Origin of the sequence: Streptomyces sp. NPDC096193 (assembly GCF_040302905.1) — a bacterium.
Taxonomy (GTDB): domain Bacteria; phylum Actinomycetota; class Actinomycetes; order Streptomycetales; family Streptomycetaceae; genus Streptomyces.
This window is the reverse complement of the sequence record NZ_JBEOSJ010000027.1, coordinates 41,662-67,784: the sequence shown is the minus strand read 5'-3', so window position 1 is coordinate 67,784 and position 26,123 is coordinate 41,662. Positions and strand designations below refer to the sequence as shown.

At 69.3% G+C, this 26,123-nt stretch carries 21 protein-coding genes and 1 riboswitch; of the genes, 16 read left to right on the top strand and 5 right to left on the bottom strand.

What is annotated here, in order from left to right; genetic code table 11:
* Positions 1-481: 481 nt before the first annotated feature.
* From ABTX78_RS30050 to ABTX78_RS30035, 4 genes are all read left to right on the top strand, one after another.
* Positions 482-1,702: a sensor histidine kinase gene (locus ABTX78_RS30050; RefSeq protein ID WP_352209922.1), complete on the top strand. Its 1,221-nt coding sequence runs from the start codon at positions 482-484 to the stop codon at positions 1,700-1,702.
* Positions 1,699-2,385, top strand: coding sequence for a response regulator (locus ABTX78_RS30045; protein ID WP_352209921.1), 687 nt, complete (start codon positions 1,699-1,701; stop codon positions 2,383-2,385). Before ABTX78_RS30050 ends, ABTX78_RS30045 begins: the two co-directional genes overlap by 4 nt.
* Positions 2,386-2,542: 157 nt before the next feature.
* Positions 2,543-5,701, top strand: a complete 3,159-nt coding sequence (locus tag ABTX78_RS30040) for an efflux RND transporter permease subunit (RefSeq protein ID WP_352209920.1) — start codon at positions 2,543-2,545, stop codon at positions 5,699-5,701.
* Positions 5,702-6,179: 478 nt separating this feature from the next.
* Positions 6,180-6,890, top strand: a complete 711-nt coding sequence (locus ABTX78_RS30035; protein WP_352209919.1) for an alpha/beta fold hydrolase — start codon at positions 6,180-6,182, stop codon at positions 6,888-6,890.
* 66 nt (positions 6,891-6,956) lie between these two features.
* Here ABTX78_RS30035 and nadA read toward each other — a convergent pair whose 3' ends face one another.
* Positions 6,957-8,138 carry a quinolinate synthase NadA gene (gene nadA / locus ABTX78_RS30030; RefSeq protein ID WP_313946796.1) on the bottom strand — a complete coding sequence of 394 codons (1,182 nt, stop codon included), beginning with the start codon at positions 8,136-8,138 and terminating at the stop codon, positions 6,957-6,959.
* Between the two features lie 326 nt (positions 8,139-8,464).
* On the opposite strand from nadA, the gene ABTX78_RS30025 reads away from it, so the two are divergent.
* On the top strand, positions 8,465-8,821 hold the full coding sequence (locus tag ABTX78_RS30025) for an iron-sulfur cluster assembly accessory protein (RefSeq protein WP_313946797.1): 357 nt from the start codon (positions 8,465-8,467) through the stop codon (positions 8,819-8,821).
* Between the two features lie 162 nt (positions 8,822-8,983).
* Here the strand turns inward: ABTX78_RS30025 and ABTX78_RS30020 are convergent, their stop codons facing one another.
* Positions 8,984-10,477, bottom strand: coding sequence for a hypothetical protein (locus ABTX78_RS30020; protein WP_352209918.1), 1,494 nt, complete (start codon positions 10,475-10,477; stop codon positions 8,984-8,986).
* Positions 10,478-10,609: 132 nt separating this feature from the next.
* On the bottom strand, positions 10,610-10,816 hold the full coding sequence (locus ABTX78_RS30015) for a hypothetical protein (protein WP_313946799.1): 207 nt from the start codon (positions 10,814-10,816) through the stop codon (positions 10,610-10,612).
* A 128-nt stretch (positions 10,817-10,944) separates the two neighbouring features.
* Between ABTX78_RS30015 and ABTX78_RS30010 the strand changes: the two genes are divergently transcribed.
* The gene (locus ABTX78_RS30010) at positions 10,945-11,919 is read left to right on the top strand and encodes a carbohydrate kinase family protein (protein WP_352209917.1); all 975 of its coding nucleotides are present in this window, start codon (positions 10,945-10,947) and stop codon (positions 11,917-11,919) included.
* Positions 11,920-12,112: 193 nt separating this feature from the next.
* Here ABTX78_RS30010 and ABTX78_RS30005 read toward each other — a convergent pair whose 3' ends face one another.
* Complete coding sequence (locus ABTX78_RS30005; protein ID WP_352209916.1) at positions 12,113-13,474, bottom strand: cysteine desulfurase/sulfurtransferase TusA family protein; 1,362 nt, start codon at positions 13,472-13,474, stop codon at positions 12,113-12,115.
* 249 nt (positions 13,475-13,723) lie between these two features.
* Here ABTX78_RS30005 and ctaC point away from each other — a divergent pair, with 249 nt between their 5' ends.
* The 4 genes from ctaC (at position 13,724) to ABTX78_RS29985 (ending at position 18,229) form a co-directional block, all read left to right on the top strand.
* Positions 13,724-14,716 (top strand): aa3-type cytochrome oxidase subunit II, encoded by a 993-nt coding sequence (gene ctaC, locus ABTX78_RS30000; RefSeq protein WP_352209915.1) that lies wholly within the window; start codon positions 13,724-13,726, stop codon positions 14,714-14,716.
* A complete protein-coding gene (gene ctaD / locus ABTX78_RS29995) occupies positions 14,713-16,452 on the top strand; it encodes an aa3-type cytochrome oxidase subunit I (RefSeq protein ID WP_352209914.1) in 1,740 nt (579 codons plus the stop codon). Before ctaC ends, ctaD begins: the two co-directional genes overlap by 4 nt.
* Complete coding sequence (locus tag ABTX78_RS29990) at positions 16,449-16,847, top strand: cytochrome c oxidase subunit 4 (protein ID WP_352209913.1); 399 nt, start codon at positions 16,449-16,451, stop codon at positions 16,845-16,847. Before ctaD ends, ABTX78_RS29990 begins: the two co-directional genes overlap by 4 nt.
* Positions 16,848-16,966: 119 nt before the next feature.
* Positions 16,967-18,229 (top strand): L,D-transpeptidase, encoded by a 1,263-nt coding sequence (locus ABTX78_RS29985; protein WP_352209912.1) that lies wholly within the window; start codon positions 16,967-16,969, stop codon positions 18,227-18,229.
* 19 nt (positions 18,230-18,248) lie between these two features.
* Here ABTX78_RS29985 and ABTX78_RS29980 read toward each other — a convergent pair whose 3' ends face one another.
* Positions 18,249-18,650, bottom strand: coding sequence for a DNA-binding transcriptional response regulator (locus ABTX78_RS29980; protein ID WP_352209911.1), 402 nt, complete (start codon positions 18,648-18,650; stop codon positions 18,249-18,251).
* Positions 18,651-18,828: 178 nt separating this feature from the next.
* On the opposite strand from ABTX78_RS29980, the gene ctaE reads away from it, so the two are divergent.
* From ctaE to ABTX78_RS29950, 6 genes are all read left to right on the top strand, one after another.
* Positions 18,829-19,449 carry an aa3-type cytochrome oxidase subunit III gene (gene ctaE / locus ABTX78_RS29975; RefSeq protein WP_352209910.1) on the top strand — a complete coding sequence of 207 codons (621 nt, stop codon included), beginning with the start codon at positions 18,829-18,831 and terminating at the stop codon, positions 19,447-19,449.
* Between the two features lie 78 nt (positions 19,450-19,527).
* On the top strand, positions 19,528-20,337 hold the full coding sequence (gene qcrC / locus ABTX78_RS29970) for a cytochrome bc1 complex diheme cytochrome c subunit (protein ID WP_352209909.1): 810 nt from the start codon (positions 19,528-19,530) through the stop codon (positions 20,335-20,337).
* Positions 20,334-21,407 (top strand): cytochrome bc1 complex Rieske iron-sulfur subunit, encoded by a 1,074-nt coding sequence (gene qcrA, locus ABTX78_RS29965; protein ID WP_352209908.1) that lies wholly within the window; start codon positions 20,334-20,336, stop codon positions 21,405-21,407. The genes qcrC and qcrA overlap by 4 nt, the downstream gene beginning before the upstream one ends.
* Entirely contained in the window at positions 21,404-23,029 is a 1,626-nt protein-coding gene (gene qcrB / locus ABTX78_RS29960) for a cytochrome bc1 complex cytochrome b subunit (protein ID WP_352209907.1), read from the top strand. The genes qcrA and qcrB overlap by 4 nt, the downstream gene beginning before the upstream one ends.
* 159 nt (positions 23,030-23,188) lie before the next feature.
* On the top strand, positions 23,189-24,259 hold the full coding sequence (trpD, locus tag ABTX78_RS29955) for an anthranilate phosphoribosyltransferase (RefSeq protein ID WP_352209906.1): 1,071 nt from the start codon (positions 23,189-23,191) through the stop codon (positions 24,257-24,259).
* Between the two features lie 107 nt (positions 24,260-24,366).
* Positions 24,367-24,484: riboswitch (SAM riboswitch) on the top strand.
* Positions 24,485-24,660: 176 nt separating this feature from the next.
* A complete protein-coding gene (locus ABTX78_RS29950; RefSeq protein WP_352209905.1) occupies positions 24,661-26,109 on the top strand; it encodes an aminotransferase class V-fold PLP-dependent enzyme in 1,449 nt (482 codons plus the stop codon).
* The last annotated feature ends 14 nt before the right edge of the window (positions 26,110-26,123 follow it).

Here is a 26,123-nt window from a genome sequence, read left to right as displayed (position 1 = left end):
AGACCCGCCCGCTGCGGCGCCGGACACCGCCGGGGCCTTTGGGTCTGCCGCTGCCGTGCCGCTCCTGTGGCCGCTGGCCTCGTCCATTACCGGACCTGCGGCTCTCAGCCTGGCGGTTCCCCGCTGCCGGGCCGGAAGACCAACCGCCCGCTGCTGGGCCGTGCCGGGCCGGAAGACCCGCCCGCTGCGGCGCCGGACACCGCCGGGGCCTTTGGGTCTGCCGCTGCCGTGCCGCTCCTGTGGCCGCTGGCCTCGTCCATTACCGGACCCGCGGCTCTCAGCCTGGCGGCTCCCCGCTGCCGTGCCGGAAGACGGCTCGCCCGCTGCGGCGCCGGACACCGCCGGGGCCTCGGACGGACCTCGCCCCGCCGGGCCGCCCCTGCGTCCCGCCCCCGCTCCCGCGACCTCGCACCCGTATCGCGATCCTCCGCCCCACCGGGGCGTACACCGCCCGCCTCCGAGGGCCGTAACGTTGCCCGACGTGACCTCACTCGCCACCGGGTTCGCCCGCACCCAGCGCTGGCTCCGCGAGCACCCGCTGGCGTTCGACGGAGCGCTGGCCGCCGCGGTGCTGGTGTGCATGGTCGTCGGCTCGTTCGCGGACCCGAACGGGGAGCACGGGCCGAGGTTCGGCGGACGCACCCCCGAGGTGCGCAGCGTGGTGCTGATGGTGCTGGTCTCCGCCGCGCTGGTCTTCCGCCGCCGCAACTCCATGGGCGTCCTGATCTTCACCTCCGCGGTGTCCGTCGTCGAGCTCGTCCTCGGGGACCCCGCTGCCCCCGTCGCGATGAGCGCCGTGATCGCCCTCTACACCGTCGCGTCCCGCACCGACCGCCCCACGACCTGGCGGGTCGGCCTGCTCACCATGGCGGTGCTCACCGGCTCGGCCATGATCTTCGGCTCCACGCCCTGGTACACGCAGCAGAACGTCGGCATCTTCGCCTGGACCGGCATGGCGGCAGCCGCCGGTGACGCCGTGCGCAGCCGCCGGGCCTTCATCGACGCCATACGGGAACGGGCCGAGCGCGCCGAGCGGACCCGCGAGGAGGAGGCCCGCCGCCGGGTCGCCGAGGAGCGGCTGCGGATCGCCCGCGACCTCCACGACGTGGTCGCGCACCACATCGCCCTGGTCAATGTGCAGGCCGGCGTCGCCGCGCATGTCATGGACAAGCGTCCCGACCAGGCCAAGGAGGCGCTCGCGCATGTGCGCGAGGCCAGCCGCTCGGCCCTCAACGAGCTGCGGGCCACCGTCGGTCTGCTGCGCCAGTCCGGCGACCCGGAGGCGCCCACCGAGCCCGCGCCGGGGCTCGACGTGCTCGACGAGTTGGTGACCACCTTCCGACAGGCGGGCCTCCCGGTCGAGGTCGCCCGCGCCGACGACGGCGACCGGGCCCCCGCGGCCGTCGACCTCGCCGCGTACCGGATCATCCAGGAGGCGCTGACCAATGTGCAGAAGCACGCGGGCCCGGACGCCAAGGCCGAGGTGAGCGTGATCCGTGTCGGCCCGACCCTGGAGGTCACGGTGCTGGACAACGGCAGCGAGTCCGACGGCCAGACGGACGGCGGCGGCCACGGTCTGCTCGGCATGCGCGAGCGGGTCACCGCACTCGGCGGGGCGCTCAGCGCGGGCCCCCGCTACGGCGGCGGATTCCGTGTCCAGGCGATACTGCCCTTCAAGGCCCGCACGGGGGAGGACACATGACGATCAGGGTGCTGCTGGCCGACGACCAGACCCTGCTGCGCAGCGCGTTCCGGGTCCTCGTGGACTCCGAGCCCGACATGCTGGTCGTCGGGGAGGCCGCCGACGGAGCCGAGGCGGTCACGCTCGCCCGCTCGGAGAAGGCCGACGTCGTCCTGATGGACATCCGGATGCCCGGTACGGACGGTCTCGCGGCGACCCGCATGATCAGCGCGGACCCCGGACTGTCCCACGTACGGGTCGTCATGCTGACCACCTTCGAGGTGGACGAGTACGTCGTGCAGTCGCTGCGGGCCGGCGCCTCCGGCTTCCTCGGCAAGGGCGCCGAACCGGACGAACTACTCAACGCCATCCGTATCGCCGCGGCCGGCGAGGCGCTGCTCTCGCCCGTCGCGACCAAGGGCCTCATCGCCAAGTTCCTTGCGCAGGGCGGTCCTTCGGACGACGGCCCGGAGTCGGAGGCGTACTCGAAACGGCTCGCGGCCCTCACCGTGCGGGAGCGCGAGGTCCTCGTGCTGGTCGGCGGTGGCCACTCCAACGACGAGATCGCCACCCGCCTCGCCGTCAGCCCGCTGACCGTGAAAACGCATGTGAACCGTGCGATGGCCAAGCTCGGCGCCCGCGACCGGGCCCAGCTCGTCGTCATCGCCTATGAATCGGGCCTGGTCCGTCCAAGGGTGGAGTGAAGCGGATCGTCCGCGTACTCCAGCTGCGGTATGCGCGGGATAAGGAACGGGACCTGGGGCCTACGGGTGTGCCCTCCCTGATGGCTGATCGTATAAACGGGCAGTCGACCGTGCCCGCGAAGTCCTCCTGCCACGCACGCCACAGAAGAGAGACCCCATGTCCTGGCTGTCGAGATTCAGCCTGTCGCAACGGGCCCTGATAGGTCTGATGTCGATCGTCGCGATCGTCTTCGGGGCGATCGCCATCCCGCAGCTCAAGCAGCAGTTGCTGCCCTCCATCGAGCTACCGATGGTGTCGGTGCTCGCTCCTTACCAGGGCGCGTCCCCTGATGTGGTCGAGAAGCAGGTCGTCGAACCGCTCGAGAGCTCCATCAAGGCCGTCGACGGCATCAAGGGGATCACTTCCACGGCGAGCGAGGGCAACGCCGTGATCATGGCCAGCTTCGAGTACGGGGACGGCACCAAGCAGCTCGTCGCCGACGTGCAGCAGGCCGTGAACCGGGCCCGTACCCAGCTCCCGGACGACGTCGACCCGCAGGTCGTCGCCGGCTCCACGGACGACATCCCGACCGTGGTGCTCGCCGTCACCTCGCAGAAGGACCAGCAGGCACTCGCCGACCAGCTGGAGCGGACGGTCGTCCCGGCGATCGAGGACATCGAGGGCGTCGGCCAGGTCTCCATCGACGGCGTCCAGGACCTCCAGGTCTCCGTCACGCCCGACGACCGCAAGCTCGCGGCCGCGGGGCTCAACACGATGAGCCTCTCCGAGGCGCTCAAGGCGGGCGGCGCCACCCTGCCGGCCGGTTCGTTCAACGAGGACGGCAAGAGCCTCACGGTCCAGGCCGGCGGCGGTTACACCACGCTGAAGCAGATCGAGGACCTGCGGATCGCCCCGGCACCGCCCGCCAAGGGCAAGCCGGTGCGTCTCGGCGACGTCGCCACCGTGAAGCAGACCCCGGCCACGGCCGTCTCACTGACCCGGACGAACGGCAAGCCCAGCCTCGCCGTCCTCGCCACCATGGACAACAACGGCAGCGCCGTCGCCATCTCCGACGCGGTCCAGGAGAAGCTGCCCGAGCTGCGCAAGGACCTCGGCAGCGGCGCCGAGCTCACGGTCGTCTCCGACCAGGGCCCCGCCGTCTCCAAGTCGATCTCGGGTCTGACCACCGAGGGCGCGCTCGGCCTCGTCTTCGCGGTCATCGTGATCCTGGTCTTCCTGGCCTCGCTGCGCTCGACCCTGGTGACGGCCGTCTCCATCCCGCTCTCGGTCGTCCTCGCGCTGATCGTGCTGTGGACCCGCGACCTGTCGCTCAACATGCTCACCCTCGGCGCGCTGACCATCGCGATCGGCCGCGTCGTCGACGACTCGATCGTGGTCCTGGAGAACATCAAGCGGCACCTCGGCTACGGCGAGGAGCGGCAGGCCGCGATCATCACGGCCGTCAAGGAGGTCGCCGGCGCGGTCACCTCCTCCACGCTGACCACCGTCGCCGTCTTCCTGCCGATCGGACTGGTCGGCGGCATGGTCGGCGAGCTGTTCGGTTCGTTCAGCCTCACCATCACGGCGGCCCTGCTCGCCTCCCTGCTGGTCTCCCTGACCGTCGTCCCCGTCCTGTCGTTCTGGTTCCTGCGCGCGCCGAAGGCCGTCCGGGGCATGGACCCGGACGAGGCGCGCCGGGTGGCCGAGGAGAAGGAGGAGCGCAGCCCGCTCCAGCGGATGTACGTGCCCGTGCTGCGCTTCGCGACCCGTCGCCGCATCACCAGCATCGTGCTCGCGGTCGTCATCCTCTTCGGCACCTTCGGCATGGCCGGCCTGCTCAAGACCAACTTCTTCGACCAGGGCGAGCAGGAGGTCATGTCGATCAAGCAGGAGCTGCCGGTCGGCACCGGCCTCGACGCGGCCGACGCGTCGGCGAAGAAGGTCGAGAAGGTCCTCGACGGTCTGGACGAGATCAAGAACTACCAGGTCACCGTCGGTTCCTCCGGCTTCATGGCGGCCTTCGGCGGCGGCACGGGCGCCAACCAGGCCTCCTACCAGCTGACGCTCAAGGACGCGGCGTCGTACGAGAAGACCCGCGACCGCATCGACGCCGAGCTCGCGAAGCTGGACGGCATCGGTGACACCACGATCGCAGCGGGCGACGGCTTCGGCAGCCAGGACCTGAGCGTCGTGGTGAAGGCGGCCGACGCGGACGTCCTGAAGAAGGCCTCCGAGGCGGTACGCAAGGAGGTCGCCGGACTCGACGATGTCACCGACGTCCAGAGCGACCTGGCGCAGAGCATTCCGCGTATCTCGGTGAAGGCCAACGCGAAGGCCGCGGACGCGGGCTTCAACGAGACCACGCTGGGTCTGGCCGTCGGCCAGGCGGTACGCGGCACGGTCTCCGGCAAGGCGATCCTCGACGACACCGAGCGCGATGTCGTCATCACCTCGGCGAAGCCGGCCACCACCGTGGCGCAGCTGAAGAACCTGTCCCTCGGCGGGGTCAGGCTCGGGCAGATCGCGGACGTCCGTGTCGTGCCCGGTCCGGTCTCCATGACCCGTATCGACGGGGCAAGGGCCGCGACGATCAGCGCGAAGCCGACCGGTGACAACACCGGTGCGGTGAGCACGGCGCTCCAGAGCAAGCTGAACTCGCTGGATCTGCCGGAGGGCGCCACCGCCTCCATCGGCGGTGTCTCCGAGGACCAGGAGGAGGCCTTCGCCGCACTGGGGCTGGCGATGCTGGCCGCGATCGCGATCGTCTTCATGCTGCTGGTCGCCACCTTCCGGTCGCTGATCCAGCCGCTGATCCTGCTGGTGTCCATCCCGTTCGCGGCCACCGGCGCGATCGGCCTGCTGATCCTGACCGGCACCCCGATGGGTGTACCGGCGATGATCGGCATGCTGATGCTCATCGGCATCGTGGTCACCAACGCGATCGTGCTGATCGACCTGATCAACCAGTACCGGGCCCAGGGCCTGGGCGTGGTGGAGGCGGTCATCGAGGGTGGCAGGCACCGACTGCGCCCGATCCTGATGACGGCTCTGGCGACGATCTTCGCCCTGCTCCCGATGGCCCTCGGCATCACGGGCGAGGGCGGCTTCATCGCCAAACCGCTCGCGGTCGTGGTGATCGGCGGTCTGGTCACCTCGACGCTGCTGACCCTGCTGCTCGTGCCGACGCTGTACGCGATGGTCGAGCTGCGCAAGGAGCGCCGTGCGGGGAAGAAGGCGGCGAAGCGCCTGAAAAAGTCGGGAGACGAGTCCGCTTCCGACGCGAAGGACGCCAAGGACGCGAAGGACACGGACGAGCCGGCTCCGGCGAACGCGTAGCACCTCACCACGGCCACCCGGTCCGGTCCCTTGCAGGGCCCGGGCCGGGTGGTTCGTTTTCCGGGGTCGGGCCGGGTCGGGCCGGGGGCGGGGCGCGGATGCGGATCGTGGACGCGGGCGGACCGGACCTCACCGCTCGACGAGCGACCTGTGCAGCACGATGCACGGCGGGAGCTGCGCGATGTCCGGCCGTCGGTCGCCCTTCCGCCTGCCGCGCGACTCCCGGAACCGAGCAGGGTCGGCTCGCCCGCGGACCGGCCTCGGCCCTGCCGGGGGGACGTTCCCGGCGTCGTGGGCCCCGGACGCCCCGCCCGTACTCCGGGGGGCTCGCGCGAGGAGCCACCGCCTCGTGATCTCCCGCGGCGAGAACCGCATGGGGGAAAGGAAGAGCGTGGACATGCGGGTCCGGGTATACAGACGCCACGATGGTCCTGCCGGCCTGCTGCCCCGCGCTGCGGACACGAACGAGGAGCTCCGCATGACGACGTATGTGCTCATCCCCGGTGCCGACGGCCGCGCCTGGTACTGGCACCGGGTCGTGCCGATGCTCCGCGAGCGGGGGCACGACGCCGTCGCCGTCGATCTGCCGAGCGGCCTCGACGCCGGTCTCGCCGAGCACGTCACGGCCGTCGTGGACGCGATCGGCGACCGGGACACCGGCGACGACGGGCCGGTCCTGGTCGCCCAGTCCCTCGCCGCCGTCATCGCCCCGCTGGTCTGCGAGCGCATCCCCGTCCAACAGATCATCCTGGTCAACCCGATGATCCCGACCCCCGGTGAGACCGCGGGGGAGTGGTGGGACAACACCGGCCGGGACGAGGCCGCCCGCGCCTTCGCGGCGGAGGAGGGGCGCGATCCGGACGCGGGATTCGACCTGATCGTCGACTTCTTCCACGACGTGCCCCAGGACGCCACGGACGAGGCGATGTCGGGCGAGGCGTCCGGCCCCTCGGAGGCGCTGTTCGCCGAACCCTGGCCGCTGCGGGCCTGGCCGGACGTCCCCACCCGCATCCTCCAAGGCCGTGACGACCGGTTCTTCCCGCTCGGGTTCCAGCTGCGGATCGCCGCGGAACGCCTGCCGAACGTGCCCGTCGAGGACCTGCCGGGCGGCCACCTCGTCGCGCTGAGCCGCCCGGTGGAGCTCACCGAGCTGATCTGCGACGTCACGGAGGCGCCCCGGTCGCGGTGACCGGGGCGTCTCTTCTCCCCTCGGCGGCTGTCCTGCGGCGGACCCACCGGTACGGTGCGGCTCCGCCTACGGCAGCGCGAGCATCCGCTCCAGCGCCAGCTTCGCGAAGCTCTCCGTCTCCTTGTCGACCTGGATCCTGTTGACCAGATTGCCCTCGGCCAGCGATTCCAGCGTCCACACCAGGTGCGGAAGGTCGATGCGGTTCATCGTCGAGCAGAAGCAGACCGTCTTGTCGAGGAAGACGATCTCCTTGTCGGGGTGTGCGTTCGCGACCCGGCGGACCAGGTTGAGCTCGGTGCCGATGGCCCACTTGGAACCGGCCGGGGCCGCCTCCAGCGTCTTGATGATGTACTCCGTCGAACCGACGTAGTCCGCGGCCGCGACGACCTCGTGCTTGCACTCGGGGTGCACCAGCACGTTGACGCCGGGGATCCGCGCCCGGACGTCCTCGACGGAGTCGAGCGAGAAGCGGCCGTGCACGGAGCAGTGCCCGCGCCACAGGATCATCTTGGCGTCCCGCAGCTGCTCGGCGGTCAGCCCGCCGTTCGGCTTGTGCGGGTTGTACAGGACGCAGTCCTCCAGCGACATCCCCATGTCCCGTACGGCGGTGTTGCGGCCGAGGTGCTGGTCGGGGAGGAACAGCACCTTCTCACCCTGCTCGAAGGCCCAGTCCAGCGCCCGCTTGGCGTTGGAGGAGGTGCAGATCGTGCCGCCGTGCTTGCCGGTGAAGGCCTTGATGTCCGCGGAGGAGTTCATGTACGAGACGGGCACGACCTGCTCGGCGATGCCGGCCTCGGTCAGCACGTCCCAGCACTCCGCGACCTGCTCGGCCGTCGCCATGTCGGCCATCGAGCAGCCTGCGGCCAGATCGGGCAGGACGACCATCTGGTCGTCGGTGGTCAGGATGTCCGCGGACTCGGCCATGAAGTGCACACCGCAGAAGACGATGTACTCGGCCTCCGGCCGTGCCGCCGCGTCCTTGGCCAGCTTGAAGGAGTCGCCGGTGACGTCGGCGAACTGGATGACCTCGTCACGCTGGTAGTGGTGGCCGAGGACGAAGACTTTCTCGCCGAGCTTCTCCTTGGCCGCGCGGGCGCGCTCGACCAGATCCGGATCGGACGGGGAGGGCAGGTCACCGGGGCACTCCACACCGCGTTCGCTCCGGGGGTCGGCCTCTCGGCCGAGCAGCAGCAGGGCGAGCGGCGTCGGCTGGACGTCGAGCTCCGTACGGGCTTGGGCGGTGGTCACGACACGCACCCTTTCTTCTTGGGCGTTGAGCGCGGCGATGGCGCTCCAGTGGAGCCTGGGGCTGGCACCGGAAGACCTTCTCGTCTGTTTGACGCTATCTATCATAACTGCTTCACGTCACTTTGACGATGCCGATAGCGTCGATGTGACGCACCCCCTCGCCGCGGACCCGTGCCCGCCCGCGCGCCGGTGTGCGAGCATGAAAGAGCAAGACACGTCCATCGGTCCGGAATGAATCCGCGGCCACGCCGGTTGCAATCGTCGGCAAGCAGTCTCCGTTCCCCTGCCTCCGGCGGGGAGACCCCATCCCGGGAGTGATGAAGCAGATGTCCGTATCGGACGAGACCACCACCGTGAGCGACGGCATCCTCCTTTCCGACGCCGCCGCGGCCAAGGTCAAGGCCCTGCTGGACCAGGAAGGCCGGGAGGACCTGGCGCTGCGCGTCGCGGTTCAGCCCGGTGGCTGCTCCGGCCTGCGTTACCAGCTGTTCTTCGACGAGCGTGCGCTCGACGGCGATGTCGTCAAGGACTTCGGCGGCGTCAAGGTCGTCACCGACCGGATGAGCGCCCCGTACCTGGGCGGCGCCTCGATCGACTTCGTCGACACCATCGAGAAGCAGGGCTTCACGATCGACAACCCGAACGCGACCGGCTCCTGCGCCTGCGGCGACTCCTTCAGCTAGGAGCCCAGGCCCCCTGAGCCGTACGAAAGGCGGCGACCCACCCGGGTCGCCGCCTTTCGTCATGCCCATCAGAGCCATGCCCTGAGGCGTCTCGGTGCTCGATCGGGCGCTCACCACGTCCGCGTACGGGCGCATGCCACGTCCGCGTACGCGGTGTGGCACTCACTGCCCGTGGCGCGGCACCGCCTTGCCCGTGTCCGCGTCCAGGACCTTCCTGTCGCCCAGCGGCTTGTCCAGCGTGACCTTCTCCGTCAGCTCCTTGGCGATCGCGATGCAGACCCGGTCCGGGTTCGGCTTGGACTCGGTGATCCGCACCGTGACCTCGTCGCCTTTCTCGGCCGCCGTCGCCGCGTAGTCGCTGCACACCCCGCCCCAGAAGGTGACCGTCAGTGTCCGCCCGTCCACGGCGTACGACTGGACCCGGCGCTCGGACTGGGGAGCCGGTGTCTTCGGCGGCGCGGTCGGCTCGATGTCCTGCTGCGGCGGCTTGGCCGAGGCCGGCGGCGCGGCCGGCTTCAGATACTTCGGTGCAACCGCCGGCTGGGCGATCGTGAACGTCCGTGTGCCGCCGGCCGGTTCGACCGCGAACAGCCACGAGGGGACCAGCGCCTGCTGTCCGTCCACGTACTGCGCGGCCAGCCCGAACACCGCCTTGCCGATGGCCAGTTGCTGCGGCGTGGCGGCCTTCGCGCTCTTCGGCTCGCACGGGGCCGCCGGCTTCTGCTCGCCCTCCACCGGCGCCGGAGTCGCGCACCCGCCGATACCGACCGTGCCGTCGCCGCGGGCGTCCTTGTTCAGCTGCTTCAGCGCGTCGTCGGCGGAGAGCACCGGGTACGAAGCGCTCTTCGCGGGCTTCTTCATGTGCCCGCCGCCGCCCACGACCTGGCCGTCCGCACCGATCTGCACGCCCGTCGTCCAGCCGTAGGTGGGCAGTCCGCCGACCTTCGGGTCGGCGTTCACGACGCGGACCGCACCCATCAACTGGCGTGCGTCCAGGGCGGCATCGCTCTGACCGAGAGCTGCGAGCACGGGCCGGGCGGCCTTCTTGGCGGCCGCCTCGCTCACCGGCTTGCCGGCCGGGGCGGTTCCTCCGGCGTCGGCGTCGCCGCGGGACGGACAGGCCTTGCCCTTCAGGCAGTTGTCGCCGCGCGGCGCGGTGCCGAAGGCGGAGAAGGTCCAGGTGCCCGGCGCCTGCTTGTTGACCTCCAGGATCGGGCCGGAGCCGTCCTTGTCCGCGCCGATCTTCCAGGCGGGCCCGACGAGCCGGGGAGTGCCCGGGATGCCGAGCGCCTTCGCCAGCCGGGTCACCTCGTCCGCGGTGACCGCACCCCGCGCGCGGTGCACGGCCGCCTCGTCCGGGCCGTCCGGCAGCTTGCCCTCGGCCCGGTAGACGGTGCCGCCCGTCGGGTCGGGCTCACCCGGGGCGATCCCGGGGCCGGAGTCCCGGGGGGTGTCCAGCGAGAGCAACGGCGGTTTCGCGTCATTGCCGGACGCACCGCTTCTGGCGTCCGTCCCGTCGTCGCCGCTGCCGAAGCCGGCCGTCGCGAAGTACGCACTGCCGCCACCCGCGATCAGTACCGCCGCCGCCACAGAGGCGATGGCGAGCGGGGAACGCCGGCGGCGTGAGCTGTCGTGAGTGTTCTCCGTGCTGCTCACCGCATCGCTCCTTGTCGTGTGTCCCCGGGATACGGGGGCACCGATGAGACGGAGCAGGGGCGCGCACGGTTCCCCGGAGCGCCCTGAGTTGGCTCACGCGCCCTCGACGGGCGTGCGGTGAGTGCCCCGGACTCAGTCGCCGTATTCGGACATGGCGTCCAGGAGCCGCGCCGAGGACGCGGGTACGACGACACCATGGATACGGGACGGCGACACGGGAGCGGCCGCCTTGGCGGCGGGCACGACCCAGTGCGGAGCCATCCGTGCGCAGTCGCCGCGCAGCTGGGCCAGGGAGATCTCGGACTCGAGCGGCGCGGGAGAAGCGATGGACTTTGTCATATCCGCACCGTACGCATCGGGAGGTCTGCGAAAAAAGACCTACTATCGGGTAGTTTCTGCCCTTCAGCCCCGGCCTGACAACCGGTAGCGTGAAGCGTCATCCGCCCCCGCCCCTGGAGCGCATCGCCGTGCGAATCGCAGTCACCGGTTCCATCGCCACCGATCACCTCATGACCTTCCCCGGCCGTTTCGCGGACCAACTCGTCGCGGACCAGCTGCACACGGTCTCCCTCTCCTTCCTGGTCGACAACCTCGATGTGCGCAGGGGCGGTGTCGGTGCGAACATCTGCTTCGGCATGGGCCAGCTGGGCACCAGGCCGATCCTGGTCGGAGCGGCCGGATCGGACTTCGACGAGTACCGCGCCTGGCTCGACCGCCACGGCGTGGACACCGGGTCCGTCAGGATCTCCGAGGTCCTGCACACCGCGCGCTTCGTCTGCACCACCGACGCCGACCACAACCAGATCGGCTCCTTCTACACGGGCGCCATGAGCGAGGCCCGTCAGATCGAGCTGAAGTCGGTCGCGGACCGGGTCGGCGGCCTGGACCTGGTCCTGATCGGCGCGGACGACCCGGAGGCCATGCTCCGCCACACCGAGGAGTGCCGCTCGCGGCAGATCCCCTTCGCGGCCGACTTCTCGCAGCAGATCGCCCGGATGAACGGTGACGAGATCCGGATACTGCTCGACGGCGCCACCTACCTCTTCTCCAACGAGTACGAGAAGGGACTCATCGAGTCCAAGACGGGCTGGACCGACGAGGAGATCCTCGGCCGCGTCGGCCATCGGGTCACCACCCTCGGCGCGAACGGCGTGCGCATCGAGAGCGCCGGGCACGAGCCGATCGAGGTCGGCTGCGCCGAGGAGGAGGCCAAGGTCGACCCGACGGGCGTGGGCGACGCCTTCCGCGCGGGCTTCCTCTCGGGCCTGACCTGGGGCGTGGGCCTGGAGCGGGCGGCGCAGGTCGGCTGCATGCTCGCGACGCTGGTGATCGAGACGCTGGGCACGCAGGAGTACACGCTGCGGCGGGCGCACTTCATGGACCGCTTCACCAAGGCGTACGGCCACGACGCGGCGGCCGAGGTCCGCGGCCACCTGGGCTGACCGGCCCCCTGCTCCGTCGCGCTCCCCCCGGACGACCGTCCGGGGGGAGCGTCGTTTCCGGAAGCCCGCCCGTCCACGGCGTACGACTGGACCCGGCGCCGCGGCCCGGGAGGCCGCTCGGTAGGCCCGGTCCCGAACCCGGCCCGGGCTCCGGCCCCGCCCCGCCGACGGCCCCCGCGCCCAGAAGCGCGACCTACACCAGCCGCCTCACGACGTACGCCGTCCCGCGCTCCGCCGCCTCCTCGCCCACGTACTCCTGGTCCCGCATCACACACCACGCCGGGATGTCCAGACGGGCCGCCTCGTCGTCCGACAGCACCGTCACCGTGCCGCCCAGCGGTACGTCGCCGATCACCTTCGCCAGCTCGATCACCGGGATCGGGCACCGCTTCCCGAGCGCGTCCACCACGAGGGACGCTCCCTGGCCGGGGCTCTGCGCGGCGGTCGGCGCGCCGAGTCGTTCCCGTACCGCGGACACCACCGACGGCAGCACCTCCAGGAACCGGTCCACGTCCTCCCCGGTCGTGCCGGGCGGCAGCGAGACCCGCACATTGCCCTCGCTCAGCACCCCCATCGCCCGCAGCACATGGCTCGGCGTGAGGGTGCTCGACGTGCACGAGGACCCCGAGGACACCGAGAAGCCCTGCCGGTCCAGTTCGTGCAGCAGAGTCTCCCCGTCGACATAGAGACAGGAGAAGGTGACGAGGTGGGGCAGCCGGTGCACCGCATCGCCCACCACCTCGACGTCCGGGACCAGTTCCGGCACCCGGGCGCGGATACGGTCCACCAGGGCCCGCAGCCGTACCGCCTCCTCCGCCGCCTCGGCGCGTACCGCCCGCAGGGATGCGGCCGCCGCGACGATCGCGGGGAGGTTCTCGAAGCCCGCGGCCCGGCCGGACTCCCTCTCGTCGGCGGGCTCCTGGGGGGCGAATCGGACGCCCTTGCGCACGACGAGCAGCCCGGCCCCCGCGGGGCCGCCCCACTTGTGCGCGCTGGCGGCGAGCAGCGACCAGTCCCCGCCGACCGGCCCCCACGCGAGCGACTGGGCGGCGTCCACCAGCAGGGGCACCCCGGCGGCCCGGCACGCCTCGGCGACCCGGTCCACCGGCTGTTCCGTGCCCACCTCGTGGTTGGCGGACTGCAGACAGGCCAGCGCGGTGTCCTCGCGCAGCGCCGCCGCGTACGCCGCGGGGTCCACGCGCCCCGCCCGGTCCACCGGCACCTCGGTCGCGGTGTCGCCGGCCGCGTGCAGGACGGAGGAGTGCTCCACCGCCGAGACCACCACATGCCGTCCGACACGCCGACGGCCCGCGAGCGCCCCGGAAACTCCGAGGTGAACCGCGCGCGTCCCTGAAGGAGTGAACACGAGCTCGTCCGGGCGGCACCCCACGGCCTCCGCCGCGGCCTCCCGCGCCGCGTCCAGCAACAGCCTCGCCCGCCGCCCTTCGCGGTACAGCCGCGAGGGATCGGCCCACCCCTCGTCCAGGGAGGCCTGCAGGGCCTGGCGGGCAACCGGGTGCAGGGGAGCGGAGGACGCGGCATCGAAGTAGGGCACGTCGCCACGCTAACCCCAGGACCCGGAAGCAGCGTCAGATGCCCGCCGGAGGCAGGCATTCCGGACGCTTTCCATCCCTTCGGGGTGTCGGACGGCGCGTTGGGCACCCTCCCCGCGCGACCCCAAATAGCGTCCAGTAGGGTTTGGTCCGCATAAACATCCAAACCCCTGCCCGCGTCAGGGCCGGCGACCGACCAGCGAGACGGCCGCGGCATGCCGCGCGGGCCGAGACTCTCGGGAAGGCGCTACGTGAGTCCCAACGGCTCCGACCTCCCCCACGCCCTGGGGGGCGCGGGCGGTACCCCCATGTCGCGGCGCCCGATGCGGCGGAAGCTGACGCAGCTGCTGACTGCGGGCCTGATCCTGGCGACCGCCACTGGTTGCACCTACAAGGATTTCCCCCGCCTTGGTATGCCCACCCCGGTCACGGAGGAGGCGCCGCGCATCCTGTCCCTCTGGCAGGGCTCGTGGGCGGCAGCGCTCGCCACGGGCGTCCTGGTGTGGGGCCTGATCGTGTGGAGTGTCATCTTCCACCGGCGCAGCCGCACCAAGGTGGAGGTTCCTCCGCAGACCCGGTACAACATGCCCATCGAGGCCCTGTACACGGTCGTTCCGCTCATCATCGTCTCGGTGCTCTTCTACTTCACCGCGCGTGACGAGTCCAAGCTTCTCTCCATGGCCGACAAGCCCGCCCACACGGTCAACGTGGTCGGGTACCAGTGGAGCTGGGGCTTCAACTACATCGAGAACGTCGCGGGCTCCGCGGGCGACGCGAAGACGTCCGAGGACCTGCGGGCCATCCCCGACAGGTACCGCGACGACTTCCCGGCCAACGCCGGCGGAGTCTACGACGCCGGTATCCCCGGCACGCGGAACCCGCAGAACGGCAACCCGGGTCCGACGCTGTGGCTGCCCAAGGGGGAGAAGGTCCGGTTCGTCCTGACCTCTCGTGACGTGATCCACTCCTTCTGGGTGGTTCCCTTCCTGATGAAGCAGGACGTCATCCCGGGCCACACCAACTCCTTCGAGGTGACTCCGACCCAGGAGGGCACCTTCATGGGCAAGTGCGCCGAGCTCTGCGGCGTCGACCACTCCCGGATGCTCTTCAACGTCAAGGTGGTCTCCCCGGAGCGCTACCAGCAGCACCTGAAGGAGCTGGCGGAGAAGGGGCAGACCGGCTACATCCCGTCGGGCATTGAGCAGACGGACCCGGCCAGGAATGCGGAGAAGAACCTACTGTGAGCATCCTCAACGAACCCCAGGGTGCCGCCGCAGCAGCTGACGACTCGTACGAGAACGAGCTGCCGGTACGGCGCAAGCAGCCCGGCAATGTGGTGGTGAAGTGGATGACCACCACCGACCACAAGACCATCGGCACGCTCTACCTGGTCACGTCGTTCGTCTTCTTCTGCATCGGCGGAGTGATGGCGCTCTTCATGCGCGCCGAGCTCGCCCGGCCGGGCACGCAGATCATGTCGAACGAGCAGTTCAACCAGGCGTTCACGATGCACGGCACGATCATGCTGCTGATGTTCGCGACGCCGCTGTTCGCCGGTTTCGCGAACTGGATCATGCCGCTGCAGATCGGCGCGCCCGACGTGGCGTTCCCGCGGCTGAACATGTTCGCGTACTGGCTGTACCTCTTCGGCTCGATCATCGCCGTCGCGGGCTTCATCACGCCGAACGGTGCTGCCGACTTCGGCTGGTTCGCCTACTCGCCGCTGTCGGACGCCGTTCGCTCGCCGGGTATCGGCGCCGACATGTGGATCATGGGTCTGGCCTTCTCCGGCTTCGGCACGATCCTCGGCTCGGTCAACTTCATCACCACGATCATCTGCATGCGCGCGCCCGGCATGACGATGTTCCGGATGCCGATCTTCACCTGGAACGTGCTGCTGACCGGTGTCCTGGTCCTGCTCGCCTTCCCGGTCCTCGCCGCCGCGCTCTTCGCGCTGGAGGCGGACCGCAAGTTCGGCGCCCACGTCTTCGACGCGTCCAACGGCGGCGCGCTGCTGTGGCAACACCTCTTCTGGTTCTTCGGCCATCCAGAGGTGTACATCATCGCCTTGCCGTTCTTCGGGATCGTCTCCGAAGTGATCCCGGTTTTCAGCCGCAAGCCGATGTTCGGTTACATCGGCCTGATCGGTGCGACGATCGCGATCGCCGGTCTGTCGGTGACGGTGTGGGCGCACCACATGTACGTGACAGGCGGGGTACTCCTACCGTTCTTCGCGTTCATGACGTTCCTCATCGCGGTGCCGACCGGTGTGAAGTTCTTCAACTGGATCGGCACGATGTGGAAGGGCTCACTGTCCTTCGAGACACCGATGCTGTGGACGATCGGCTTCCTGGTCACCTTCACCTTCGGTGGTCTGACCGGCGTCATCCTGGCCTCGCCGCCGATGGACTTCCACGTCTCCGACTCGTACTTCGTCGTCGCGCACTTCCACTACGTCGTCTTCGGCACCGTGGTCTTCGCGATGTTCGCCGGGTTCCACTTCTGGTGGCCGAAGTTCACGGGCAAGATGCTGGACGAGCGGCTCGGCAAGATGACCTTCTGGACGCTGTTCATCGGCTTCCACGGCACCTTCCTGGTCCAGCACTGGCTGGGCGCCGAGGGCATGCCGCGGCGGTACGCGGACTACCTGGCCGCCGACGGCTTCACCGCGCTGAACACCATCTCCACGATCAGCTCGTTCGTCCTGGGCCTCTCGGTCCTGCCGTTCTTCTACAACGTGTGGAAGACGGCGAAGTACGGCAAGAAGATCGAGGTCGACGACCCGTGGGGCTACGGCCGTTCGCTCGAATGGGCCACGTCCTGCCCGCCGCCCCGGCACAACTTCATCACTCTGCCGCGGATCCGCTCGGAATCCCCGGCCTTCGACCTCCATCACCCTGAGGTCGCGGCTCTCGAGACCCTCGAGAACGCCGGCCAGAAGGACACCAAGATGTTCGGCGGCAAGGAGGTCGGGAAGTGAAGATCCAGGGCAAGATGTTCCTGTGGCTGAGCTTCTTCATCCTCGCCGTCGCCATCCTGTACGGCGTGTGGTCGAAGGATCCGGCCGGTACGACCGCGCTCTTCCTGGCCTTCGGCCTGAGCATCATGATCGGCTTCTACCTGGCCTTCACGGCCCGGCGGGTCGACGCGATGGCGCAGGACAACAAGGACGCCGACGTCGCGGACGAGGCCGGCGAGGTGGGGTTCTTCTCCCCGCACAGCTGGCAGCCGCTCTCGCTGGCCGTCGGTGGCGCGCTCGCCTTCCTCGCCGTCGCGATGGGCTGGTGGCTGCTGTACTTCTCGGCGCCGCTGATCCTCGTCGGAATCTTCGGCTGGGTGTTCGAGTACTACCGCGGTGAGAGCCAGAACCAGTAACACCGCATCAGCAACGCACGGGCGGACCCGGATCCCCTTCACTCGCGAGGGGGACCCGGGTCCGCCCATTTGCAGCCTCTCGGCGCGCCGCTGCCGACTGATCTTCATAACGTGTGCTTATGAGTCAGACGCCTCGGTTTCGCACCATTCTGAGCTGCACCCTGCTGGTCGTGTCCCTCGGGGCGGTAGCGACCGCGTGCGGCGAACCCGACACCCACCCGCTCTCCGCCACACCGTTCGACGCGGCGGAGCAGATATCCTTCAACACGCCCCACTCCAGTGGGAAGAAGGTCGACCCCGACAAGCCCCTGGAAGTCACCACCAAGGATGACAGCGGCCGCATCACGGATGTGACCGTCATTGACGGCGCCGGGCACTTCCTCGCCGGCGAACTCTCCGCGGACGGCAGCCGCTGGCGCTCCACCGCCCCGCTCTCGGCCGGTGCGAAGTACACCGTCAAGGTCTCCACGGAGGACTCCGACGGCTCGCCCGGCAGCCGCACCCTCACCTTCGAGACCGCCCCGGCCAAACGCCTGCTGACGGTCGCGTTCGGCCCGAAGACGGGCACGTACGGGGTCGGGCAGCCCATCACGGCCGACCTCAGCCTCCCCGTCAAGGACAAGGCCGCCCGGCAAGTCGTCGAACGTGCGCTCAAGGTCGACTCCCAGCCCTCGGTGGAGGGAGCCTGGCACTGGGTCGACGACAAGAAGCTGCACTTCCGCCCGAAGGAGTACTGGCCCACCGGAGCGACCGTGAGCGCCTCCAGCAACCTCCAGGGCGTCAAGGTCTCCAACAAGCTCTACGGAGGCTCCTCCAAGGGCCTGAAGCTCACCATCGGCGACCGGATCGAGGCCATCACCGACGCTGCCTCGCACCAGATGACGGTTCTGCGCAACGGAGAAGTGATCAACACCATTCCGGTGACCACGGGCAAGCCCGGCTTCTCCACCCGCAACGGCATCAAGGTCGTGCTCGCCAAGGAGTACTTCGTCCGGATGCGCGGCACCAGCATCGGCATCGCCGAGGGCAGTTCGGAGTCGTACGACCTGCCGGTCTACTACGCCACGCGCGTCACCTGGAGCGGTGAGTACGTGCACGCCGCCCCGTGGTCCGTCGGATCGCAGGGCGCCGCGAACGTCAGCCACGGCTGCACGGGCATGTCGACCAGCAACGCCCAGTGGTTCTTCAATACCGTCCGCGAGGGCGACGTGGTGAAGGTCGTCAACAGTGCCGGAAACGAGATGGACCCGTTCGGCAACGGCTTCGGCGACTGGAACCTGGACTGGGACAAGTGGCGCACGGGCAGTGCCCTGGTGGCCGGAGGTGGCACCGGTGCCGTCACGAACCCCGTCGACACGGCACGGCTGCGTCCCCAGGTCTGACCGGCACGCGGCAGGCTCGTCAGGCCTCCACGGCCAGCCTGCCGCGCAGCAGGGCCGCCAGTGCGTCCGCGAACTCCACCGGGTCCACCGGAAGGGTCACAGCGGCCTCCGCGCGGCTCCAGGTGGCCAGCCAGGCGTCCTGCGGGCGGCCGATCAGCAGCAGCACGGGCGGGCAGTCGAAGATCTCGTCCTTGATCTGCCGGCACACGCCCATACCGCCCGCGGGAACCGTCTCGCCGTCCAGCACACAGACATCGACGCCGCCCCGGTCCAGCTGCTTCAGCACGGCGGGCAGCGTGGCGCACTCGATGAACTCGACCGGCGGAACGTCGGTCGCCGGCCTGCGTCCGGTCGCCAGCCGCACCTGCTCGCGGGTGTTGGCGTCGTCGCTGTAGACCAGCACGGTGGCGGTCGGCTGCATTCTTCCTCCGATTCGACGGCGGCTCGGCTCAGGAACCGATGGGCCGGATGCTACTCGGTTCCACAGCCGGTCAACAGCCGTTCGGACACCGCTTCGATGGGCCGTTCGGGCTGGACGGGAGCCGCTGACACACCGAACGGCACCCCCCGGAGTGAGGGCGGGATAAGCGACCGACATAATGTCGGTCGTGGCGACAGCAACGACAGTAGAAACCGGGCACGCGCACCCGTCGGTCAATCGACCGAACCTCACCAGCGTCGGAACCATCATCTGGCTGAGTTCCGAGCTGATGTTCTTCGCGGCCCTCTTCGCGATGTACTTCACCCTGCGATCGGTGACGGGGACCGAGTTCTGGTCGGAGAAGGCTTCCACCTTGAACTTCCCGTTCTCGGCGACCAACACCACGATCCTGGTGCTCTCCTCCCTCACCTGTCAGCTCGGCGTCTTCGCCGCCGAGCGCGGTGACGTGAAGAAGCTCCGCTCCTGGTTCGTGATCACGTTCGTGATGGGTGCGATCTTCATCGGCGGCCAGGTGTTCGAGTACACCGAGCTGGTCAAACACGAGGGCCTCTCGCTCTCGTCGGACCCGTACGGCTCGGTGTTCTACCTGACCACCGGCTTCCACGGTCTGCACGTGACGGGCGGACTCATTGCCTTCCTGCTGGTTCTCGGCAGAACGTACGCAGCCAGGAGGTTCACCCACGAGCAGGCAACCGCCGCCATCGTCGTGTCCTACTACTGGCACTTCGTCGATGTCGTCTGGATCGGCCTCTTCGCCACGATCTACATGATCAAGTAAACGGCGCAGGCACACGCTGCCTGAAGCAGACACAGTCCAGAAGCATCGACGCAGAAGATCCTGACACCGGGGTAATCCGTGAAAAAGCTCTCCGCACGACGACGCCATCCGCTGGCGGCGGTCGTCGTCCTACTCCTCGCGCTGGCGGCAACTGGGGGGCTGTACGCCGCGTTCGCACCCGCGGACAAGGCGCAGGCCGATGAAACCGCCCAGTCCCTCGCCATCGAGGAGGGCAAGAAGCTCTACACCGTCGGCTGCGCCAGCTGCCACGGTACCGGCGGTCAGGGCACCTCTGACGGCCCGAGCCTGGTCGGCGTGGGCTCCGCAGCCGTCGACTTCCAGGTCGGCACCGGCCGTATGCCGGCCCAGCAGCCGGGCGCCCAGGTGCCGAAGAAGAAGGTCATCTACTCGCAGGCCGAGATCGACCAGCTGGCGGCGTACATCGCCTCGCTCGGCGCCGGTCCGATCACGCCGACCGAGAAGCAGTACAACCCCGCGGGTGCCGACATCGCCAAGGGTGGCGACCTGTTCCGCACCAACTGCGCCCAGTGTCACAACTTCACGGGTGAGGGCGGTGCGCTGACCAACGGCAAGTACGCCCCGAGCCTGGAAGGCGTGAGCCCGAAGCACATCTACGAGGCCATGCAGACCGGCCCGCAGAACATGCCCTCCTTCCCCGACACGACGTTGCCGGAGCAGGAAAAGCGGGACATCATCGCTTACATCAAGAATGTGAACGGCGAGGAGTCGGAGAGCCCCGGCGGCCTCAATCTGGGTGGCCTCGGCCCCGTCAGTGAGGGACTGTTCGGCTGGATCTTCGGTCTGGGTGCGCTGATCGCAGTCGCCATCTGGGTCGCGGCCCACACCGCTAAGGCCAAGAAGTCATGAGTAGCCAAGAGAATCCAGAAGAGAACCTGCCCGCAGAGCAGGCCGCCGCGCACGGCGCGGGACACGAGGGCACCACCGTCGTCAAGCACGACGCGGACCCGTTCGCCGACCCGGGACTGCCGGCCCACAAACCGCGTATCCAGGACATCGACGAAAGGGCCGCCAAGCGCTCCGAGCGCACGGTCGCCTTCCTGTTCCTGCTGTCGATGCTGGCAACGGTCGCGTTCATCGCGTCGTTCGTGATCTTCCCGGTCAACGAGATCGTCTACATCTGGCCGCTCGGCCACATCAGCGCGCTGAACTTCGCGCTGGGTATGACGCTCGGTGTCGCCCTCTTCTGCATCGGCGCGGGCGCGGTCCACTGGGCCCGCACCCTGATGTCGGACGTGGAGATGGTCGACGAGCGGCACCCCATCGCCGCACCGCCCGAGGTCCGCGCCAAGGTCATGGCCGACTTCGCGGAGGGCGCCAGGGAGTCCGGGATCGGCCGGCGTAAGCTGATCCGCAACACGATGCTCGGTGCGCTGACGCTGCTGCCGCTCTCCAGTGTGGTGCTGCTGCGCGACCTCGGTCCGCTGCCCGAGAAGAAGCTCCGCTCGACGCTGTGGGCCAAGGGCAAGCAGCTCATCAACATGAACACCAATGAGCCGCTGCGTCCCGAGGACGTCGCCGTCGGTTCGCTGACCTTCGCCAAGCCCGAGGGCCTGGAGGAGGACAGTCACGATTTCCAGAAGGAGATCGCGAAGACGGCCCTGATGATCGTCCGCATCCAGCCGGAGGACATCAAGGACAAGCGCGAGCTCGAGTGGTCGCACGAGGGCATCGTGGCCTTCTCGAAGATCTGCACGCACGTCGGCTGCCCGATCAGCCTGTACGAGCAGCAGACGCACCACGTGCTCTGCCCGTGCCACCAGTCCACCTTCGACCTCGCCGACGGCGCCCGCGTCATCTTCGGTCCCGCCGGTCACGCCCTTCCGCAGCTGCGGATCGGTGTGAATGCCGAGGGCCACCTCGAGGCGCTCGGCGACTTCGACGAGCCTGTCGGTCCTGCCTTCTGGGAGCGCGGATGAGTACCACGACAGAGTCCAAGCGCAAAGCACCGGCCGGCGAGAAGGTTGCCGACTGGGCGGACGGCCGGCTGGGGATCTACTCCCTGGCCAAGGCCAACATGCGCAAGATCTTCCCGGACCACTGGTCCTTCATGCTCGGTGAGATCTGCCTCTACAGCTTCATCATCATCATCCTCACGGGTGTGTATCTGACGCTGTTCTTCCACCCGTCGATGAACGAGGTGGAGTACCACGGCAGCTACATCCCGATGCAGGGTGTGCGGATGTCGGAGGCGTACGCCTCGACCCTGGACATCAGCTTCGACGTCCGCGGGGGTCTGCTGATCCGGCAGATCCACCACTGGGCCGCGCTGGTGTTCCTCGCCGGCATGCTGGTGCACATGATGCGCGTCTTCTTCACGGGCGCGTTCCGCAAGCCGCGCGAAGTCAACTGGCTGTTCGGCTTCCTGCTGTTCGTCCTCGGCATGTTCACCGGCTTCACCGGTTACTCGCTGCCGGACGACCTGTTGTCGGGCACCGGTGTGCGGTTCATGCAGGGAGCGGTCCTGTCCGTGCCGGTCGTCGGCACGTACCTGTCGATGTTCCTGTTCGGCGGGGAGTTCCCCGGCGGCGACTTCGTGGCGAGGTTCTACTCGGTCCACATCCTGCTGTTGCCGGGCATCATGCTCGGTCTGCTGGTGGGCCACCTGATCCTGGTCTTCTACCACAAGCACACGCAGTTCGCGGGCCCCGGCCGGACGAACAACAACGTCGTGGGCATGCCGCTGCTGCCGGTCTACATGGCCAAGGCCGGAGGCTTCTTCTTCCTGGTCTTCGGTGTCATCTCGGTGATGGCCGCGGTCGCCTCGATCAACCCGATCTGGGCGCTCGGTCCCTACCGGCCCGACCAGGTCTCCACCGGCGCGCAGCCCGACTGGTACATGGGCTTCTCCGAGGGTCTGATCCGTGTGATGCCAGGCTGGGAGATCAACGCCTGGGGCCACACACTCGTCCTGGGTGTGTTCATCCCGCTGATGATCTTCCCGCTGGTTCTGGTCGCGATCGCCGTCTACCCGTTCATCGAGTCCTGGGTCACCGGGGACAAGCGCGAGCACCACATCCTGGACCGCCCGCGCAACGCCCCGACCCGAACGGCCTTCGGTGTGGCGTGGCTGACCCTCTACTTCGTGTTGCTGGTCGGTGGCGGCAACGACCTGTGGGCGACCCACTTCCATCTGTCGATCAACGCGATCACCTGGTTCGTCCGGATCTTCTTCTTCGCCGGACCGGTCATCGCCTTCATCGTCACGAAGCGGATCTGCCTGGGTCTGCAGCGTCGCGACCGGGACAAGGTGCTGCACGGACGCGAGTCCGGCGTCATCAAGCGCCTGCCGCACGGTGAGTTCGTCGAGGTCCACGAGCCGCTCAGCCAGAGCGAGCTGCACGCGCTCACCGCGCACGAGCAGTACAAGCCCGCGGAGCTCGGTCCGGAGACGGACGAGAACGGTGTCCGGCGCAAGCTCTCGGCCGCCCAGAAGCTGCGGGTCAAGCTCAGCAAGTCCTACTACGGCGAGGAGAACCAGATCCCCAAGCCGAGGCCCGAGGAGTTCAAGGAGATCAGCAGCGGCCACGGCCACCACTGATCGCCTGAAGCGAGTGCATCGCCGCCACAGCGCCGGAGACACCTCCCGGCAGTAGCAGGTGAAGGGCCCTGTCCATTCGTCGGACGGGGCCCTTCGCCGTCTCCGGGGCTGGATAGGGTGGACGCATTCCCTTATCGGCTGTGGACCCAGGAGTGGACCATGAACGTTGTGACCCCGGTCGGCGGCGACAGCGTGGCGGCTCACTCCTGGCCGAGTGTGCTGAACGCGCTGCTCGACAACCGCGACCAGAGCGCGGACGCGACCGCCTGGGCGATGGACCGCATCCTCAGCGGCGAGGCGACGAACGCCCAGATCGCCGGGTTCGCGGTCGCGCTGCGGGCGAAGGGCGAGACGGTCGAGGAGATCTCCGGCCTCGTGCGCACCATGTACGCGCACGCGAACCTGATCCAGGTGCCCGGCCGCAGCGTCGACATCGTCGGCACGGGCGGCGACGGGGCCAAGACGGTGAACATCTCCACGATGTCGGCCATCGTCGTGGCCGGCACCGGAGCCAAGGTCGTCAAGCACGGAAACCGCGCGGCCTCGTCCGCGAGCGGCGCGTCCGACGTGCTGGAGAAGCTCGGCGTCAATCTCCAGCTGACCCCGCAGCGGGTGGCCGAGGTCGCGGAGGAGGCGGGCATCACCTTCTGCTTCGCCGTGAAGTTCCACCCCGCCCTGCGGCATGTGGCCGCGGCGCGCAAGGAGCTGGGCATCCGCACCACGTTCAACTTCCTCGGACCGCTGACCAATCCGGCACAGGTCGGGGCGCAGGCCACCGGGGTCGCGGACGCACGGATGGCGCCCATCATGGCCGGGGTGCTCGCCGAGCGCGGCTCGTCGGCACTGGTCTTCCGCGGCGACGACGGCCTGGACGAGCTGACGACGACCGCCACCTCTCGGGTGTGGGTCGTTCGCGACGGCGAGGTGCGCGAAGAGGCGTTCGACCCGCGGGACATCGGCATCGACCTGGTGCCGGTGGAGGCGCTGCGCGGCGCCGACGCCTCGTACAACGCCGATGTGGCGAGACGGCTGCTCGGCGGGGAGACCGGGCCGGTCCGGGACGCCGTCCTGCTGAACTCGGCGGCCGCCCTGGTGGCGCTGGACCCGACGGACGGCACGCTCAACGAACAGTTGGCGGCAGGGGTCGCCCAGGCCGCCAAGGCCATCGACTCGGGGGCGGCGAACGACGCGCTCCAGCGCTGGGTGGCCGCCACCAACAGCCAGGGCTGATCCGGCGAGGGGCCGGCAGCACCGATCGATACGTCACGCGAGGGCGCGGTCCGGATGGTGGACCGCGCCCTTGCGGCGTCCGCGAGGTATGGCAGGATGCTCTCCAAGGTCATGAGTGACAGCGATTACGGCCCCGGCCCGCTGTCCGGCAACCCTCCGTCCGTGGCGGGGTGCCCCGGGTGAAGACCAGGCCGCAGGCAGCGAGGTCTGTGGCAAGCGCGGACCCCTGCACACCCTGGGGTCCTGGTCCTCAAGGGAGCAGTCTCGTGAGCAAGCGAATGCGATAGGGCGTACAGCCCCTTCTTCAGCACACCCTCCGCACGGTGTCCGCCGTGTGTCGAGGTCCCCGCACCGCCGGGTTCTTGAAGCCGATTTCGCCTTTCCTGCCGGGAGATACCGCCATGTCCGCACGCCTGAACACCGCCATCGCTCCTGCCGCCTCCGGCCCCTCCTCGGACACGGTCGTCGCCGCCGCCGGGTCCGAACCCTGCTGTGCCGAGCCGCTGCCGGTCCTCGGCCGCGATGTGACGGTCCCGCTCGTGACCGGCGGCGAGGTCACCTACGCGGCCCTCGACTACGCGGCCAGCGCACCGGCGCTTCAGCGCGTGTGGGACGACGTCGCCGCGTACGCCCCCTACTACGGCAGCGTCCACCGTGGTGCCGGGTACCTCTCGCAGCTGTCCACCGACCTCTTCGAGAACAGCCGCGCCACGGTCGCCGGTTTCCTCGACTGCCGCGAAGGCGACCAGGTCGTCTTCACCCGGTCCACCACCGACTCGCTGAACCTGCTGGCGTCCGCGCTGCCCGCGGACTGCCGCGTCTTCGTCTTCGAGACCGAGCACCACGCCTCGCTGCTGCCCTGGGGTGATGCGCGGGTGACGTATCTGAACGCGCCGCGCACCCACGCCGAGGCGGTACGGACGCTGGAGGAGGCTCTCGCCGGCCGCGACCCTTCCCCTCGCTCTTCGAGCTGGGGAGACCCCAGCGGCCCGGCGCTGGTCTGCGTGACCGGAGCGTCCAATGTGACGGGTGAACTGTGGCCGGTGAAGGAGCTCGCGGAGGTGGCGCACGCCCACGGCGCGCGGATCGTCCTGGACGCGGCGCAGCTCGCCCCGCACCACGCCGTCTCGGTGCGGGACCTGGACGTCGACTGGGTGGCCTTCTCCGGGCACAAGCTGTACGCGCCGTTCGGCTCGGGCGTGCTCGCCGGCCGTGCGGACTGGCTGCAGGAGGCGGAGCCCTACCTCGCGGGCGGCGGTGCGTCGCGCAAGGTGGCGCGGCGTGCGGACGGCGGGGTCGACGTCGAGTGGCACACGACGGCCGCGCGCCACGAGGCGGGCTCGCCCAACGTCATCGGCGTCTACTCCATCGCCTCGGCCTGCAAGGCGCTCACCGACGCCGGCTTCGAGAACCTGGTCGCCCGTGAGCAGCATCTGGTCGACCGGGTCCGGGCGGGCCTGGCCGCGGTTCCGGAGGTCAAGGTGCTGTCGCTGTTCGGCGACGACGCACCGCGGGTGGGCGTCATCTCCTTCGTGGTGGAGGGGTGGAACAGCTCGCACTTCGCGGCCGCCCTGTCGGCGGAGTACGGCATCGGGGTGCGCGACGGCCTGTTCTGCGCCCATCCGCTGGTCCGCACCCTGCTGGGCAGTGCCCCGCAGGACCCGGGCGAGTGCGGCGCCCCGGAGGCCCGGCCGGGCGAGGTCTCGCTCAACGCGATCCGGGTGAGCTTCGGTGCCGGGACGCCCGACGAGCACGTGGAGCGCTTCGTCGGCGCGGTGAAGGAGCTGGTGCGCGAGGGCGCGAAGTGGCAGTACCGCACGGAGGACGGCCGCTGCGTGCCCGCCGTCTGAGACCGGCCACGACA

Excerpts from the sequence above, each read along its gene's own strand:
- trpD (WP_352209906.1), top strand. The coding sequence starts at position 23,189 with ATGAACGTTGTGACCCCGGTCGGCGGCGACAGCGTGGCGGCTCACTCC.
- ABTX78_RS30025 (WP_313946797.1), top strand. The coding sequence starts at position 8,465 with ATGTCCGTATCGGACGAGACCACCACCGTGAGCGACGGCATCCTCCTT.
- qcrA (WP_352209908.1), top strand. The coding sequence starts at position 20,334 with ATGAGTAGCCAAGAGAATCCAGAAGAGAACCTGCCCGCAGAGCAGGCC.
- ABTX78_RS30035 (WP_352209919.1), top strand. The coding sequence starts at position 6,180 with ATGACGACGTATGTGCTCATCCCCGGTGCCGACGGCCGCGCCTGGTAC.
- ABTX78_RS30045 (WP_352209921.1), top strand. The coding sequence starts at position 1,699 with ATGACGATCAGGGTGCTGCTGGCCGACGACCAGACCCTGCTGCGCAGC.
- qcrB (WP_352209907.1), top strand. The coding sequence starts at position 21,404 with ATGAGTACCACGACAGAGTCCAAGCGCAAAGCACCGGCCGGCGAGAAG.
- ABTX78_RS29980 (WP_352209911.1), bottom strand. The coding sequence starts at position 18,650 with ATGCAGCCGACCGCCACCGTGCTGGTCTACAGCGACGACGCCAACACC.
- ABTX78_RS30040 (WP_352209920.1), top strand. The coding sequence starts at position 2,543 with ATGTCCTGGCTGTCGAGATTCAGCCTGTCGCAACGGGCCCTGATAGGT.
- ABTX78_RS29950 (WP_352209905.1), top strand. The coding sequence starts at position 24,661 with ATGTCCGCACGCCTGAACACCGCCATCGCTCCTGCCGCCTCCGGCCCC.
- ctaE (WP_352209910.1), top strand. The coding sequence starts at position 18,829 with ATGTCGGTCGTGGCGACAGCAACGACAGTAGAAACCGGGCACGCGCAC.
- ABTX78_RS29985 (WP_352209912.1), top strand. The coding sequence starts at position 16,967 with ATGAGTCAGACGCCTCGGTTTCGCACCATTCTGAGCTGCACCCTGCTG.
- ABTX78_RS30015 (WP_313946799.1), bottom strand. The coding sequence starts at position 10,816 with ATGACAAAGTCCATCGCTTCTCCCGCGCCGCTCGAGTCCGAGATCTCC.